Origin of the sequence: Stutzerimonas stutzeri, from assembly GCF_000935215.1 — a bacterium.
Classification (GTDB): Bacteria; Pseudomonadota; Gammaproteobacteria; order Pseudomonadales; family Pseudomonadaceae; genus Stutzerimonas.
The window spans coordinates 1-15,591 of record NZ_JXXD01000141.1; the positions used below are offsets into that span (position 1 = coordinate 1).

The following is a 15,591-nucleotide window of genomic DNA, read 5'->3' on the forward strand; positions in this document are numbered from 1 at the left end:
CGAGCCAGTGCACGGAGTAGCCGCGGGCCTGGAACTCACGAGCACAGGCGAGCGCCGGGAAAACGTGGCCACCGGTGCCGCCGGCCATGATCAGTACATTAGCGGCCATGGGCGACCTCCTTGGCCGGCGGCTCGGCGAAATCGGCCTCGTCGAACTCGGTGTCCTCGCTGCCCAGCACGGTGCGGCTTTCCCATTCGATGCGCAGCAGCAGCGCCATGCTTGCGCAGGTCACCACCAGCGAGCTGCCGCCATAACTGAGGAACGGCAGCGTCAGGCCCTTGGTTGGCAGCAGACCTACGTTTACTCCCACGTTGATCAGGAACTGTCCCAGCCAGAGGAACGCCATCCCCCAGGCCACATACGCCGCGAAGAACTGCCGGGCCTTCTCTGCCCACAGACCGATATACAGTGCGCGAACACCGACGAAGGCGAACAGCGCGATGGTCGCCAGTGCGCCGACCATGCCCAGCTCTTCGGCCAATACGGAGAATACGAAGTCGGTATGCGCTTCGGGCAGGTAGAACTGCTTTTGCACGCTATTACCCAGGCCGACGCCGAACCATTCCCCGCGGCCGAAGGCGATGAGCGCCTGGGTCAGCTGGTAGCCGGCGCCGTACTGATCAGCCCAGGGGTCGGTGAAAGTGATCAGGCGCTGCAGACGGTATTCCTGGGTCTGCACCAACACCACCACGGCACCCACCGCGGCGATCACCAGCAGACAGAAGCGGATCATGCCAACACCACCGAGGAACAACATCGCCACTGCGGCGCCCATCATGACCACGGTCGCACCGAAATCCGGCTCCAGCAGCAACAGGAATGCCATGGGCAGCAGGACCAGGAAGGGTTTGGCAAAGCCCCACATGCTTTCGCGAACTTCCTCTTGCCGGCGCACCAGATAGCCGGCCAGGTAGATCACCACGAAGACTTTCGCCAGCTCGGACGGCTGCACGTTGAAGGCGCCGAAACCGATCCAGCGCATCGAACCGTTCACTTCCCGGCCGATTCCCGGCAGCAGGACAAGGATCAGCAGGCCGAACGCCGCCAGCAGCAGCATCCAGTCCAGGCGTTGCCAGACCGACAGCGGTACCAGCAGCATCGCAACTCCCGCGCCGAGGCCCAGCGCCACATAAACCAGATGGCGACTCATGTGATACAGCGCATTGCCGGCATTGACCGCCGCGACTTCGGACGACGCCGAAGTGATCATCACGAGACCCAGGCCAAGCAAAGCCAGACAGCCGGCGAGCATGGGGAAGTCAAGATCCAGACCGCGGCGGCCGAACAAGGGCGAAGGAGCATGGCGCAGGAAGGCGAGCATCAGTCGAGCGCCTCCACCGCAGCGGCGAACAGGCGACCGCGCTCTTCGAAATTCTTGAACATGTCCAGACTGGCACAGGCCGGCGACAGCAATACCGCATCGCCCGCTTCGGCACACTCGGCGGCGCGCTGCACGGCTTCGCCCAGTGTTGCGACATGAACCAGGGTGGTGGCATCGGCCAGCGCGTCCGCAAGACGTTGCGCATCACGACCGAGCAGCACCACGGCACGGCAATAGCGTGCAATCGGCGCGCGCAGCGCGGAGAAGTCTGCGCCCTTGCCATCGCCACCGGCGATCAGCACCAGCTTGCCGTCGATATCCGCACCCAGGCCTTCGATCGCAGCCAGCGCGGCACCGACATTGGTGGCCTTGGAATCGTCGTAATAGCTGACGTCGCCACGCTGGCCAACCCACTGGCAGCGATGCGGCAAACCGACGAACTGGCGCAACGTCTCCAGCATCGGCTCGAACGGCAGACCCACCGCGTGCCCCAGCGCCAGCGCTGCCAGAGCATTGGACTGATTGTGCGCACCACGCATCTTCAGCTCGCGAACCGGCATCAGCGCATCGAACTGGAACGCCAGGTACTTCTCGCCTTTTTCCTCGAACAGCCCAAAGCCCTTGAAGTCCGGCTTGCCGAGGCCGAAGGTCCAGGTCGGCAGGTCATCCGCGACCAGCGGACGGCTGAGCCGGTCATCGCGATTGACCACCACCTGACGCGCGCCGCGGAAAATTCGGTGTTTGGCCTGATGGTAGGCTGGCAGGCCGCTGTAGCGGTCCATATGGTCTTCGCTGATGTTCAGGCAGGTCGCCACTTCGGCATTGAGCTGCTCGGTGGTCTCCAGCTGAAAGCTGGACAGCTCCAGCACATAAAGCTCGACGTCGTCTGCCAGCAGATCAAGCGCCGGCGTGCCCAGGTTGCCACCAACCGCCACGGTGCGCCCTGCCGCCACGGCCATCTCGCCGACCAGCGTGGTCACGGTGCTCTTGGCGTTGGAGCCGGTGATCGCAATGATCGGCGCCTTGGCTTCGCGGGCGAACAGCTCGATATCACCGGACAGCTTGACCCCACGCGCCGCGGCTTCCTGCAGCGCCGGCGTACTGACCGCCAGGCCCGGGCTCACCAGCAGCTCGCTGGCGGTGCAGAGAAACTCGACGTCCAGCTCGCCACAGCGCACTTGCACGTCTGGATACTCGGCCTTGAGCGTCGCCAACTCCGGTGGGTTCACACGGGTATCAGCGACGGCAAACGGCAGGCCCCGGCGCGCCAGATGGCGAACCAGGGACATGCCGCTCTTGCCGAGGCCGACAACGATGCGGAACTGGTCGGAAGCGATGAGCACTCTTGATTACCTCAGTTTCAGGGTGGCAAGGCCGACGAGCACCAGGATCACAGTGATGATCCAGAAGCGCACGATCACCCGGGGTTCGGGCCAGCCCTTGAGTTCGAAATGGTGATGGATCGGCGCCATGCGAAACACGCGCTTGCCAGTCAGCTTGAAGCTCGCCACCTGGATCATCACCGAGAGGGTTTCCATCACGAACACGCCGCCCATGATGAACAGAACCACTTCCTGGCGAACGATCACGGCGATGGTGCCCAGCGCCGCGCCGAGCGCCAGCGCACCGACATCGCCCATGAAGACCTGGGCCGGATAGGTGTTGAACCAGAGAAAGCCAAGTCCGGCCCCGATCAGCGCGCCGCAGAAGACGATCAGCTCGCCTGCACCCGGCACGTAAGGAATGAGCAGGTACTCGGCAAAGTTCACGTTGCCCGAGAGGTAGCAGAAGATGCCAAGGCCGCCGCCGACCATCACCGTTGGCATGATCGCCAGACCGTCGAGGCCGTCGGTCAGGTTGACCGCGTTGCTCGAGCCGACGATGACGAAGTAGCTCAACACGACAAAACCAATCCCGAGTGGAATCTCGATGTTCTTCAGCAGCGGCAGAATCAGCGTGGTTTCGACCGGTGTCTGCGCAGTCATATAAAGGAAGACCGCGGCGCCGAGGCCAAAGACCGATTGCCAGAAATACTTCCAACGGCTTGGCAAGCCCCGCGAGTTCTTCTCGATCACCTTGCGGTAGTCATCGACCCAACCGATCGCGCCGAACAGCAAGGTCACCGCCAGCACCACCCAGACGTAGCGATTGGACAGATCGGCCCAGAGCAAGGTGCTGATGCTGATGGCGCTGAGGATCAGCGCACCACCCATGGTCGGCGTGCCGGATTTGGACAGGTGCGACTGCGGACCGTCGGTACGCACGGACTGGCCAATCTGGCGCATCTGCAACGTACGGATCAGCCAAGGGCCCATCCACAGCGACAGCACCAGCGCGGTGAGGACGCCGAGAATTCCACGCAGCGACAGGTACTGAAAGACCGCGAAGCCTTTGTGGAACTGTTGCAGATACTCGGCGAGCAGCAGCAGCATCAGTGTTTCTCCATGGATGGCCCAGCGAGCGCATCGACGACTTTGTCCATCGCCGCGCTGCGTGAGCCCTTGATCAGAATGGTGGTACCGCTGCCCTGTTCGGCTCGCAGGCTGTCGATAAGGCTGGCCTGGTCGGCGAAGTGCCGAGCGCCTGGACCGAATGCCTGAATTGCGTGGGCCATCAGAGGCCCGACGGCATAAAGCGTGTCGATCTTGCCAGCGGCATAGGCGCCGACGTCGCGATGGCCCTGCGCGGCCCACTCGCCCAGCTCGCCCATATCGCCAAGCACAAGGATGGTGCGACCGGCAAAGCTGGCCAGCACGTCGATGGCGGCACAGATCGATGCCGGATTGGCGTTGTAGCTGTCGTCGATCAGGCGCACACCGTTGGCCAGCATTTGCGCCACGGCTCGGCCTTCGACCGGTTGCAGGCTTTCCAGCCCCTCCACCACGGCCTCGGCCTCGATACCCAGCGCATAGGCTGCCGCGGCTGCCGCCAAGGCGTTGGCCACGTTATGCCGGCCCAGCAGATTGAGCTGGGTGCGAAGATTGCCCAGCGGGCCAGTCAGCACGAAATTCGGGCAGCCACGCTGGTCGTAGGCGATCGACCCGGCGGAGAAATCCACGAGGGGGTCGTCCAGGCCGAACGATACGATGCGTTTGCCCGCAGCGCGCTCGGCCCAGATCGAATAGGCCTTGTCGTCACGGTTGAGCACCGCGGTGCCGGATGCGTTCAGGCCATCGAGAATCTCGCCCTTGGCCTCGACGATCCTGTCCGGGCCACCGAACTCGCCGACGTGGGCGGTGCCCGCATTGGTAATTACGCTGACATCCGGGCGCACCAGATCGACGGTGTAGGCAATATCGCCGGGCCGCGAAGCGCCGAGTTCGATGACGGCGCTGCGATGACTGGTGCTCAACTCCAACAGCGTCAGTGGCGCACCCAAGTCATTGTTGAGGTTGCCGCGAGTGGCCAGTACGGCGTCCTGGCCATGGGCGCTGCGTAGAATGCTGGCGAGCATTTCCTTCACGCTGGTCTTGCCGCTGGAGCCGGTGATCGCTGCGACCGGACCGTTGAATGCGGCGCGATTGAGCGCACCGAGCTGCCCAAGCGCCAACCGGGTATCGGCAACGACCAGCTGCGGCAGGCCTGCATCTGCAACTTCACGCTCGACCAGTGCTGCAACGGCGCCTTTGGCGGCGACGTCCGCCAGATAGGCATGACCATCGAAGCGTGGCCCGGTCAGCGCGATGAACAGCTGGCCAGGTTCGATGGCCCGGCTGTCTGTGCTGACGGCAGTGAAGCTGGCATCCGCTCCGACCAGGCGGCCAGACAGCGGTAGCTGCAATTCGCTCAGGCGCATCGACTCAAGCATTGGCCTTCTCCCAGACGGACAGCGCCCTGCAGGCTTCCTCGAGATCGGAGAACGGCAAGCGTTCGCCGCGAACTTCCTGATAGTCCTCGTGACCTTTGCCGGCCAGCACGACCACATCTTCCGCTCGCGCGGCCGCGATCAGACTGGCGATTGCCTGCGCGCGGCCATGGCTGAAAGTGACCGCCGCAGGATTGCTGAACCCCGAACGGATACCCTCGAGAATCTGTTCAGGCGCCTCATTGCGCGGATTGTCATCGGTGACCACGACGCCGTCGGCCAGCCGCTCCGCGACTTCAGCCATCAGCGGGCGCTTGCCGGTATCACGATCACCGCCGCAACCGAACAGACAAAGCAGCCTGCCGCGCGCGTGTGGACGCAGCGCGGTGAGGACTTTCTCCAGCGCATCGGGGGTGTGTGCGTAGTCGACCACGATCAGCGGATGGTCGCCGCCACCCAGCCGCTGCATGCGGCCGGCGGGGCCTTGCAGTTCAGGCAGCACGGCCAGGATTTCGTCCAGCGGATAGTCCATGCCAAGCAGGGCGCCGACGGCGGCCAATACATTGCTGACGTTGAAACGCCCGAGCAGCGGACTGCGCAACGAGCGCTCGCCCTGCGGCGTGATCAGCCGAGCATGAATGCCGTCGTCGTCGAGACGCGCTTCAGCGCAGAACAGGTAGGCCGTGGGGTCTTCCAGGCTGTAAGTGATCAGGCGCGACTCGCGCTCCTCGCCGGCCAGCACGCGGCCAAAGGCATCGTCGAGGTTGATTACCCGACAGCTCAGCCCGGGCACCTCGAACAGGCGCGCCTTGGCAGCACCGTAAGCATCCATGCTGCCGTGGTAATCGAGGTGGTCACGCGACAGATTGGTGAACACGGCGACATCGAAATCCAGGGCCGCGACGCGCCCCTGATCGAGACCATGCGAGGACACTTCCATCGCTACCGCGCGAGCGCCCTCTTGTTTAAGGTTCGCCAGTGTTGCCTGCACGCCGATGGCGTCCGGCGTGGTATGGCGTCCCAGTTCCAGCTGTCCGTGGAATCCGGTGCCAAGCGTGCCGATGATTCCGCAGGGTTCGCCGAGCCGATCGAGCGCCTGGGCAATCAGCTGGCTGACACTGGTCTTGCCGTTGGTTCCGGTCACACCGATCACACGCAGGCTGCGGCTGGGCTCGCCGTAGAAGCGGCCGGCAATCGCCGATAGCTGTTCTGCCAGATGCAGCACCGGAACCATGACTGCGTTGCCGGTCAGTGACTGGTCGAGGCCCTCTGCTTCATAAGCGACCGCGGCCGCGCCACGGGCGACGGCATCCTGTATGTGATCGCGACCATCGAACTGCAGACCCGGTACAGCGAGGAACAGGTCTCCGCCGCGAACCTTGCGACTGTCGAGTGTCAGCTCACGGATCAGCACGTCGCTGCCGGCCTGAGGCAGCAGGTGATTCAATGGCATCGGCATCAGATACGCCCTCCCTTGCCCTTTGCCGCTTCGGCGGTCTGCAGCTCGGCAGGCGGCGGCAGATTGTCCGGTGCGACGTTCATCAGCCGCAGGGCGCGCGCCATGACCTTGCCGAACACCGGTGCCGCGACCAGTCCGCCGTAGTACTGTCCTTTGCTCGGCTCGTCCACGACGATCACCGCAGCGATGCGCGGATTGGAAAGTGGCGCAACCCCGGCGAAGAACGAGCGATAGGCGTCTTTGGTGTAGCCGCCGGTGCCGGAAATCTTCTTCGCGGTACCGCTCTTGCCGCCTACGTGATAGCCCGGCACCTTGGCACGAGCGCCGCCGCCACCCTCCTCTTCCACGACCGCGCGCAACATCTGCAGAACAATGCCGGAAATCTCTTTGTCAATAACCTGCACGCCGTCCTGGGTGCGATCCAGACGCAACAGAGAGAGCGGCACGTTGCTGCCCTGGTTACCCAGCACGGCATACGCATGCGCCAACTGTACGGCGGTCACCGACAGGCCATAGCCGTAGGCAAGCGAAGCCGTCTCAGCGTCTCGCCACTTGCGATGATTGGGCAGATTGCCGACGCGCTCGCCGGGGAAACCCAGCCCGGTATCCTGGCCAAAACCGGCCTGTTGCATCACCGCGTATACCGGCTCGGCGCCGATATCCAAGGCGATCTTGCTGATGCCGACGTTGCTCGACTTCATCAGAATCCCGGTCAGCGTCAGCATGCCGCCACGGGAGACATCACGAATCGTGTAGCGGCCGATACGCATCCACCCGGGCAAGGTATTGACGACCGAATCCGGCTGATATTTACCGGTACCCAGCGCCGCCGCGATGCTGAAAGGTTTGACGGTGGAACCGGGCTCGAAGACGTCGATCATGGCGCGATTGCGCATTGCCGCGGGCTGCAGATTGCGCCGATTGTTCGGGTTATAGGTAGGCTGGTTGGCCATGGCGAGAATCTCGCCGGTCTTGACGTCGACCATCACCAGGCTGGCGGCTTTGGCACCGTATTCCTGCACGACGTTGCGCAGCTCGCTGTGCGCGAGGTACTGCAGGCGCAGATCGATCGACAATGCCATCGCCTTGCCGGCCTTGGCGTTCTTTACTACCTGAACGTCCTTGATCAACCGCCCGCGACGATCCTTAAGCACCTGACGCTTGCCTGGCACACCAGCCAGCCACTCGTCATACGCGAGTTCCATGCCCTCACGGCCACGATCATCGATATCGGTGAAGCCGACCACATGGGCAGCCACTTCGCCAGCCGGATAGAACCGACGGAACTCTTCTTGCGCATAAACGCCGGGGATCTTCAGGTCGAGGACTTCCTGCCCCTGCTCCGGGGTAAGTCCGCGCACCAGATAGATGAACTCGCGCGACGCCTGCGACCTGAGACGCTCGCTCAGCGTGGCAGCATCCTGACCCAGCGCCTTGGCCAAGTCCGGCCAACGCGACTTTGCTGCCTGCAGCTCTTTGGGATTGCCCCACAACGTGGTAACCGGCGTGCTCACCGCGAGCGGTTCACCGTTGCGATCGGTGATCAGACCACGATGCGCAGGAATCGGGATATGCCGAACGCTGCGCGCATCACCCTGCCCCTTGAGGAAGCCCTGATCCATCACCTGAAGATCGACGATACGCCAGACAATTGCACCGACCAGCAGCGCCAGCAGCGTGAGCACGATACGAAACCGCCACGGATACAGCGCACCTTGAAGGGTCATGGCTTCACCAGCCTGACGTCTGCCGCTTCGGGGATATGCATGTGCAACTGCTCGGTCGCCAGCGTCTCGATGCGGCTGTGCGCAGTCCAGGTGCTCTGCTCGAGGATCAACCGCCCCCACTCGGCCTGGGCCTTGTCACGCACGCTAAGCTCACCGTAGAGCTCGTTGAGCAACTGACGATTCCAATGTGCCGAGTAGGCAACTGCGATCGCCGACAGCAGGACACTGACGAACAGCACCAGCATCAACAGGCTGCCGCTGGGCATGGAGCGCATTACCTTGGTCACCGCAGCTTCTCCGCCACGCGCATTACCGCACTGCGCGAACGCGGGTTGCCCTTGACCTCGGCATCGGAAGCGTACTGCGGCTTGCCGAGCAGCTTAAGGCGCGGCTCGAATGCCTTCGGAATGATGGGCAGGTCGCGTGGCAGCTTGTCCGCCTCGCCCTTGGCGTGGCGGCGCATGAACTGCTTGACGATGCGGTCTTCCAGCGAATGAAAGCTGATGACCACCAGCCGGCCGCCCACTTCCAGTGCCTCCAGGGCTGCATCAAGGCCATGCTCCAGGTCGCCAAGCTCATTGTTGATGTAGATGCGCAGTCCCTGAAACGCACGAGTCGCCGGATTCTTGCCCTTCTCCCAAGCGGGATTGGCCTCAGTCAGGACCTTGGCGAGGTCGGCGGTACGCTCGAAAGGCGCCGCTTCGCGGCGCTGCACCACCGCACGAGCCATGCGCTTGGCGAAGCGCTCTTCGCCATAATCCTTGAACACCCGGGCGATCTCATCTTCGTCGGCGTGCGCTATCCAATCGGCCGCACTGACGCCTCGGCTAGGATCCATGCGCATGTCCAGAGGACCGTCGTTAAGAAAACTGAAGCCGCGCTCGGGGTCGTCCAGCTGCGGTGACGAAACGCCCAGATCCAGCAAAACGCCACTGACGGTTCCGCTCCAGCCGCGCTGCGCCACCTCTTCGCCAAGTTCGGCAAAACTTCTCTGCACAACGACAAAGCGGCCGTCCTCGGCCGCCAGTGCTTGCCCCGTAGCGATGGCTAACGGATCCTTGTCGAATCCTAGCAATAGGCCATCAGGCCCAAGCTGCTGAAGCAGTAGCCGGCTGTGACCACCCCGCCCAAAGGTGCCATCCAGATAGCGTCCGTCCGGGCGCACGCTCAGCGCCGCGACGGCTTCGTCGAGCAACACGGTGATATGTCGCAAGCTGCTGATCTGGTTCACAGGATTAGGTCACGTAGTTCTTCCGGCAGACCGCCGGGTTGCTTGATGGCCGCCAGGTCCGCGTCAGAAACCGCGTTCCAGTCGTCCTCGTTCCATAGTTGAAACTTGTTCAGTTGCCCTACCAACATCGCGCGCTTGTCCAGCCGGGCGTACTCACGAAGACGCGGCGGCACCACGACGCGCCCACTGCCATCCATTTCCAGATCGACAGCATTACCAATCAGCAGGCGTTGCAGGCGACGGGCCTCTTCACGCAAGGAGGGCAATTCGCGGAGCTTGGCTTCGATCAGCTCCCACTCGGGCAAGGGGTAAATGCACAAACAACGGTCCACGGCGTCGATCGTGATGATCAGCTGGCCATCGCCACGGGAATTCAGCTCGTCGCGATACCGGCTGGGCATGGCTAGCCGGCCTTTGGCGTCGAGACTGATGGCGTTAGCTCCGCGAAACACGGCTGCGCTTCCCCTGAATTAGCTATCCATGCCCATATCTACCCACTTTCTGCCACTTCCTACCACTTGTGCGCACTATAGAAACGCAGCCGCCCCACCGTCAAGGCGAGCCAGACGGGAAAAAGCCTTACGGAGCGGCAATTTAGCGACGTTGAGAGGTAATTCGAGCGGAGAATGCGCAGAGGACTGGAAGCATCTTCAGAGACAACAGCGAGTTGCTCAACAAAGTTAAAGTACTTTGTTAAGAGCAAGAATGTTTCGGAATTAAAAATAGGGTATTGCGAAGGAAGAAGGAGGAGAGTCGATCTGTAAGCCGGGTTCTGTCGAGGACAGCCATTCCTCTACGACAGCCATCGCTGACTGCCTCTAGCAACCTACCCGGATCCAGCGCGGGCCACGCCGATGGATCCCTATTTGGTCTTGCTCCAAGTGGGGTTTACCTAGCCACGGACTGTTGCCAGCCGCGCGGTGCGCTCTTACCGCACCTTTTCACCCTTACCGGCACTGAAGTGCTTAGGCGGTTATTTTCTGTGGCACTTTCCGTAGGCTCGCGCCTCCCAGGCGTTACCTGGCACTTCGCCCTATGGAGCCCGGACTTTCCTCCCTCCCTTTTTGTGGAACAAAAAGAGACAGCGACTGTCCGATCGACTCTCCAGGCGCCAGAGTATCGCCGCAACGCGCTGCCTGCAAGCTCACCAGGCGGCACGAGGCCCAGACCCAGCTCCTATTTGCGTTCCAACGCCGCCTGGTACAACAGATTCTTACGCACACCGGTAATATCGGCTGCGATTGCGGCCGCCCGCTTGAGCGGCATTTCTGCCAACAGCAGATCGAGCACCCGGAGCGCCTCTGCGCTCACCGCGCTCTCGTCTAGCGGAGCATGCCAACCCTCTACAAGCACCACGCACTCGCCGCGCTGCTGATTGCTGTCGGCCTCGACCCACGCGTGCAACTCGCTCAGCGGCAGCCCTTTCAGTGTTTCGAACGTCTTGGTCAGCTCTCGGCCGAGCACGGCAATTCGATCGCCACCGAACACATCTCGAAAGTCGCCAAGCGATTCCAGTATGCGGTGCGGAGCTTCGTAGAAGATCAGAGTGCGTGGCTCTTCTTTCAGCGCTTCGAGCCGTGCACATCGTGCAGCAGCCTTGGCTGGCAGAAAGCCTTCGAAGATGAATCGATCCGAGGGCAACCCAGCCGCCGACAGTGCGGCGATCAGCGCACAAGCACCCGGGACCGGCACCACTGCAACCCCAGCGGCACGCGCCTGGCGCACCAGGTGATATCCCGGATCGGAAATCAATGGCGTACCCGCATCGGAGATCAGCGCGACATCATCTCCACCTTGCAACCGCCCGATGAATCGCCCCCCCTCTTCACGCTCGTTATGCTCGTGGCAAGCTGCCAGCGGCGTCTGAATACCGAAGTGCGCGAGCAACCGAGACGAGTGACGGGTATCCTCCGCGGCTATCAGCGACACCTCTCGCAGCACCCGCAGCGCTCGGGCACTGATGTCCTCCAGATTGCCGATCGGCGTGGCGACGACATAAAGCGTCCCCATTCCGGAATTCGCACCACCGCTGGCAGTCACAAGGGCTTACCTCTGTCACGGAAATGCGCATTGTAGCCCGATTCACCGCCGCAACATCGCCGCCACTTCAGCGCTTGGGTACAATCCGCCAACACTCGCCAGTGCTTTCAGGAACGATCAAACAATGGCTTGCTTACGCCCCCTTCTACTCCTGTGCGTCGCAATCATGCTCGCAGCTTGCGCCAGCTCTCCCTCTTCGACATTGGGCGAACTGCCTCGCACACCACAGGCTTCCACCCAGCAACTGCTGGAGAAAGCCGACCAAAGCGACCCCGAACAAGCCGTGCAGCTGCGCCTGGCCGCCGCCGACCAGAGCATCCAACAGGGCAACCATGCCCAGGCTCGCAGCATTCTGGAAAAGGTTCAGCTGGATACACTGAAACCAGCGCAGCAGATCTTCGCATTGACACTGCAGGCCGAAATCGCACTAGCCGATGGCAAACCTGAACAAGCCGAGCAAGCACTGCAGCACCCTGCGTTCGAACGCCTGGGCGAGCTACCAGTGGCGCAGCAGGTTCGTAGCCAGCTGGCGCGGGCGGAAGCGCTGGAGGCGACCGACAAGCCCCTCGCCGCTGCGCGCGAACGGGTTTTCACTGCTCCACTCCTGAGTGGCGAGCAAGCCAGAACCAACCACGAAGCCATCTGGAAACTCATATCCGCACTTCCCGAGCAGCAACTGCAAGGCGCGGCAGATGACGATCTCGCCGGCTGGCAGTCGCTGGCGCTGTCACTGAAACGCGCCGGCACCGTTGCCCAGCAACAGCGCGCCATTGACGACTGGATTGCACAAAACCCCCAGCACCCTGCCGCAGAACAGCTCCCTGAGCCACTACAGAAACTTCGTGAGCTGGCCGATCAGCCCCTGAACAACATCGCACTGCTGCTCCCCATGGACGGCCAGCTGGCAAGCGTCGCTCGCGCCCTGCGTGACGGCTTCCTTGCGGCACACCTGCACGCGCAGCAATCCGGCCAGGCGCTGCGCATCGAGCTTTATGACAGCACCCGCATGACCTCCATCGACGAGTTCTACAGACAGGCCCAGGCTGCCGGCGTACAGCTGGTCGTGGGCCCGCTGGAAAAGGATCTGGTGCGCCAACTGGCCGAGAGCGATCAGCTGCCGATCACGACACTCGCCCTGAACTACAGTGACGCCGGTCAGAGCACCCCGCCCCAGCTGTTCCAGTTCGGCCTGGCTGCCGAGGACGAAGCCCGCGAGGTCGCCCGCCGCGCATGGGCGGACGGCCATCGCCGCGCCATCGCACTGGCTCCTCGCGGAGACTGGGGCGGGCGGATTCTGGATGCCTTCCGCCAGAGCTGGGAAGAAGCCGGCGGAACACTGGTTGCAGCCGAGCCATTGGCCGAGCCCGTGCAACTCGCCAACCAGATCGCCGATCTGCTGCAACTGCGCAATAGCGAGAGTCGTGGCGGACGGGTCAGCAGCATCACTGACGCCTCGACGAGCAACCAGCCCACTCGCCGGCAGGACGTCGACTTCCTGTTCCTGGCAGCCACTCCGCAGCAGGCCCAGCAAGTCCGACCCACCCTGATCTTCCAATATGCGGGCGACCTTCCGGTATACGCCACCTCTCACCTGCATGCGGCCAGCCACGATCGCACCCAGTACCTGGACCTCGAAGGCATTCGTTTCACAGAAACACCTTGGCTATTGAACGACCAACTTCCATTGCGCCAGGAAGTCGAGCAGAAATGGCCGCAGGCGGGAGGCAGTCTGGGTCGACTGTACGCAATGGGTGCGGACGCCTACCTTCTCGCGCCGCGGCTGAATCAACTGCTGGCACTTCCGGATACTCAACTCGACGGCCTCTCCGGCACGCTCAGCCTGAACCCGCAGCAGCGCATCGAGCGTCATCTTCCATGGGCCGAGTTCCGCGACGGCGAGGTCCAGCGCCTGGATAACACGCAGTAATGAGCGACAGCCAGAGCAGCGGACGCTCTGCCGAAGCACTCGCGTTGCGTCACCTGTGCGAACAGGGCCTGCGCCTGCTGACGCGCAACTGGTCCTGCCGCAGCGGGGAGCTTGATCTGGTCATGCTCGACGGCGATACAGTAGTATTCGTCGAGGTCCGCTACAGGCGCTACGCCGCCTGGGGTGGCGCCCTTGAAAGCATCGATGCGCGCAAGCAGCAGAAGCTGATCAAGGCTGCCCAGCTCTTCCTGCAGAAGGAAAGCCGATGGGCCCGGAGCCCTTGTCGCTTCGACGTCGTTGCGATCACATCAGCCGGGCAGACCGAGAATCTGAACTGGATCCGCAACGCATTTGATAGCTGAACGATTCATTACGCAGCGACTGCTGCACGATGCCGCCCAGCCCTAGCGAACCGCAAGCGCATACCGAAGCGATAGCCGGTGGCGCTTGCAACCTTTAAGGTCGAACACAATGGACATGCAAACCCGAATCCGCCAACTGTTCCAGGCCAGCATCGAAACCAAGCAGCAGGCCATGGAAGTCCTGGCCCCGAGCATCGAGCAGGCTGGACAGGCGATGGTCAATGCCCTTCTTAGCGAAGGCAAGATTCTTACCTGTGGCAACGGCGGCTCCGCCGGCGACGCGCAGCATTTCTCCTCCGAACTGCTCAACCGGTTTGAGCGTGAGCGGCCGAGCCTTCCCGCCATCGCTCTGACCACAGACAGCTCGACGATCACCTCGATCGCCAACGATTACAGCTACAACGAAGTATTCTCCAAGCAGATCCGCGCCCTGGGTCAGCCAGGCGACGTATTGCTAGCGATCTCTACAAGCGGCAATTCCGCCAACGTGATCCAGGCCATCCAGGCAGCTCATGACCGGGAGATGCTGGTAGTGGCACTGACTGGACGGGACGGCGGCGGCATGGCGTCGCTGCTGCTGCCAGAAGACGTCGAAATCCGCGTACCAGCCAAGGTAACCGCCCGCATCCAGGAAGTGCACCTCCTGGCTATCCACTGCTTGTGCGACCTGATCGACAACCAATTGTTCGGAAGTGAGGAATGAACGTGCCCCGCCTGCCCGTTATCGCCCTAGGCCTATGTCTGGCCGTCAGCGGCTGTAGTTCGGTACTGACCGCAACCCGCGACGATCCAATTGCCGACAACCGCGGCACCCGCACCATCGGCAGCAAGATCGACGACTCGCTGATCGAAACAAAGGCTGCGGTCAATATCGCCAAGGCCCATCCCGACCTTGATCAGGGCTCGCACATTGTCGTAGCGAGCTACAACGGCGTCGTGCTGCTGGCCGGACAGACTCCGCGCGCAGAACTCAAGGAAACGGCCGAACGAGCTGCAGGCAGCGTGCAGCGCGTCAAGCGCGTCCACAATGAACTGCAGATCCTGCAGCCTTCCTCTGCACTGGCACGCAGCAACGACTCTTGGCTGACCACCAAGATCAAGACCCAGATGCTCGCAGATAACAGCGTGCCGGGCTCGCGGATCAAGGTGATCACCGAAAACGGCATTGTCTATCTGCTGGGCCTGGTTACCCGCCAGGAAGGCAACCGCGCAACCAACCTCGTTCAGAGCGTCAGTGGCGTGCAGCGTATCGTCAAACTGTTCGAATACATCGACTGACCGACTTTGGCGCCCGATAGGCCCGGGCGCCGCGATCGCCTACTTGACCACCTTCAAACTCGGACGTCCGCCCGGCCGCGGCGCGTCGTCACCACCGCTCTCGCTTGGCGCATCGTCGTCCGGCGGCGTCGGCTCGATCTCGAACACCATGCCCTGCCCATTTTCCCTGGCATAGATGGCCATCACAGCAGCGGACGGCACGTTCAACGAGTGAGCAACGCCACCGAAACGCCCCTCGAAGCTGATCGCCTCATTATCCATGTGCAGGTAGCGTATCGCGCTTGGCGCAACGTTCAGCACGATCTGCCCGTCACTGGCGAACCCGGCAGGGACCTGCACGCCGGGATAATCGACGTTGACCAGCAAGTGCGGCGTGCAATCATTGTCCACGATCCACTCGTAGAGCGCCCTGACTAGATAGGGGCGACTTGAATTCATGG

The 15,591-nt window shown here is 62.5% G+C and carries 16 protein-coding genes and 1 other RNA gene; 4 read left to right on the top strand and 13 right to left on the bottom strand.

Going from position 1 to position 15,591, the window contains the following annotated elements; genetic code table 11:
* From LO50_RS24210 to rsmI, 12 genes are all read right to left on the bottom strand, one after another.
* Positions 1 to 109, bottom strand: a 109-nt coding sequence (locus tag LO50_RS24210; RefSeq protein ID WP_173425598.1) for a glycosyltransferase, incomplete at its 3' end; no start/stop codon positions are given.
* A complete protein-coding gene (ftsW, locus tag LO50_RS14755) occupies positions 99 to 1,322 on the bottom strand; it encodes a putative lipid II flippase FtsW (RefSeq protein ID WP_044315470.1) in 1,224 nt (407 codons plus the stop codon). The genes LO50_RS24210 and ftsW, both read right to left, overlap by 11 nt.
* On the bottom strand, positions 1,322 to 2,665 hold the full coding sequence (gene murD, locus LO50_RS14760) for a UDP-N-acetylmuramoyl-L-alanine--D-glutamate ligase (protein WP_044315471.1): 1,344 nt from the start codon (positions 2,663 to 2,665) through the stop codon (positions 1,322 to 1,324). The genes ftsW and murD overlap by 1 nt, the downstream gene beginning before the upstream one ends.
* 6 nt (positions 2,666 to 2,671) lie before the next feature.
* Positions 2,672 to 3,754, bottom strand: a complete 1,083-nt coding sequence (mraY, locus tag LO50_RS14765; RefSeq protein WP_014821341.1) for a phospho-N-acetylmuramoyl-pentapeptide-transferase — start codon at positions 3,752 to 3,754, stop codon at positions 2,672 to 2,674.
* Entirely contained in the window at positions 3,754 to 5,130 is a 1,377-nt protein-coding gene (locus LO50_RS14770) for a UDP-N-acetylmuramoyl-tripeptide--D-alanyl-D-alanine ligase (protein ID WP_044315472.1), read from the bottom strand. Before LO50_RS14770 ends, mraY begins: the two co-directional genes overlap by 1 nt.
* Complete coding sequence (locus LO50_RS14775; protein WP_044315473.1) at positions 5,123 to 6,586, bottom strand: UDP-N-acetylmuramoyl-L-alanyl-D-glutamate--2,6-diaminopimelate ligase; 1,464 nt, start codon at positions 6,584 to 6,586, stop codon at positions 5,123 to 5,125. The genes LO50_RS14770 and LO50_RS14775 overlap by 8 nt, the downstream gene beginning before the upstream one ends.
* The gene (locus LO50_RS14780; protein ID WP_014821344.1) at positions 6,586 to 8,313 is read right to left on the bottom strand and encodes a peptidoglycan D,D-transpeptidase FtsI family protein; all 1,728 of its coding nucleotides are present in this window, start codon (positions 8,311 to 8,313) and stop codon (positions 6,586 to 6,588) included. The genes LO50_RS14775 and LO50_RS14780 overlap by 1 nt, the downstream gene beginning before the upstream one ends.
* Positions 8,310 to 8,588: a cell division protein FtsL gene (gene ftsL, locus LO50_RS14785; protein ID WP_218857949.1), complete on the bottom strand. Its 279-nt coding sequence runs from the start codon at positions 8,586 to 8,588 to the stop codon at positions 8,310 to 8,312. The genes LO50_RS14780 and ftsL overlap by 4 nt, the downstream gene beginning before the upstream one ends.
* A gap of 8 nt (positions 8,589 to 8,596) precedes the next feature.
* A complete protein-coding gene (gene rsmH, locus LO50_RS14790) occupies positions 8,597 to 9,544 on the bottom strand; it encodes a 16S rRNA (cytosine(1402)-N(4))-methyltransferase RsmH (RefSeq protein WP_044315474.1) in 948 nt (315 codons plus the stop codon).
* Positions 9,541 to 9,996, bottom strand: coding sequence for a division/cell wall cluster transcriptional repressor MraZ (gene mraZ / locus LO50_RS14795; RefSeq protein ID WP_003302783.1), 456 nt, complete (start codon positions 9,994 to 9,996; stop codon positions 9,541 to 9,543). The genes rsmH and mraZ overlap by 4 nt, the downstream gene beginning before the upstream one ends.
* Before the next feature lie 293 nt (positions 9,997 to 10,289).
* An RNA gene (rnpB, locus tag LO50_RS23870) (RNase P RNA component class A) lies at positions 10,290 to 10,648 on the bottom strand.
* A 72-nt stretch (positions 10,649 to 10,720) separates the two neighbouring features.
* Positions 10,721 to 11,584 (bottom strand): 16S rRNA (cytidine(1402)-2'-O)-methyltransferase, encoded by an 864-nt coding sequence (gene rsmI / locus LO50_RS14800; protein WP_014821347.1) that lies wholly within the window; start codon positions 11,582 to 11,584, stop codon positions 10,721 to 10,723.
* A gap of 124 nt (positions 11,585 to 11,708) precedes the next feature.
* Between rsmI and LO50_RS14805 the strand changes: the two genes are divergently transcribed.
* The 4 genes from LO50_RS14805 to LO50_RS14820 all read left to right on the top strand — a co-directional run bounded on the left by LO50_RS14805 (position 11,709) and on the right by LO50_RS14820 (position 15,151).
* A complete protein-coding gene (locus LO50_RS14805) occupies positions 11,709 to 13,511 on the top strand; it encodes a penicillin-binding protein activator (RefSeq protein ID WP_044315475.1) in 1,803 nt (600 codons plus the stop codon).
* A complete protein-coding gene (locus LO50_RS14810; protein ID WP_044315476.1) occupies positions 13,511 to 13,873 on the top strand; it encodes a YraN family protein in 363 nt (120 codons plus the stop codon). Before LO50_RS14805 ends, LO50_RS14810 begins: the two co-directional genes overlap by 1 nt.
* Before the next feature lie 109 nt (positions 13,874 to 13,982).
* Entirely contained in the window at positions 13,983 to 14,576 is a 594-nt protein-coding gene (locus LO50_RS14815; protein ID WP_013981954.1) for a phosphoheptose isomerase, read from the top strand.
* Positions 14,573 to 15,151 (top strand): BON domain-containing protein, encoded by a 579-nt coding sequence (locus tag LO50_RS14820; RefSeq protein WP_014821351.1) that lies wholly within the window; start codon positions 14,573 to 14,575, stop codon positions 15,149 to 15,151. The genes LO50_RS14815 and LO50_RS14820 overlap by 4 nt, the downstream gene beginning before the upstream one ends.
* Before the next feature lie 39 nt (positions 15,152 to 15,190).
* Here the strand turns inward: LO50_RS14820 and LO50_RS14825 are convergent, their stop codons facing one another.
* Positions 15,191 to 15,589: a ClpXP protease specificity-enhancing factor gene (locus LO50_RS14825; RefSeq protein WP_044315477.1), complete on the bottom strand. Its 399-nt coding sequence runs from the start codon at positions 15,587 to 15,589 to the stop codon at positions 15,191 to 15,193.
* Positions 15,590 to 15,591 lie beyond the last annotated feature (2 nt).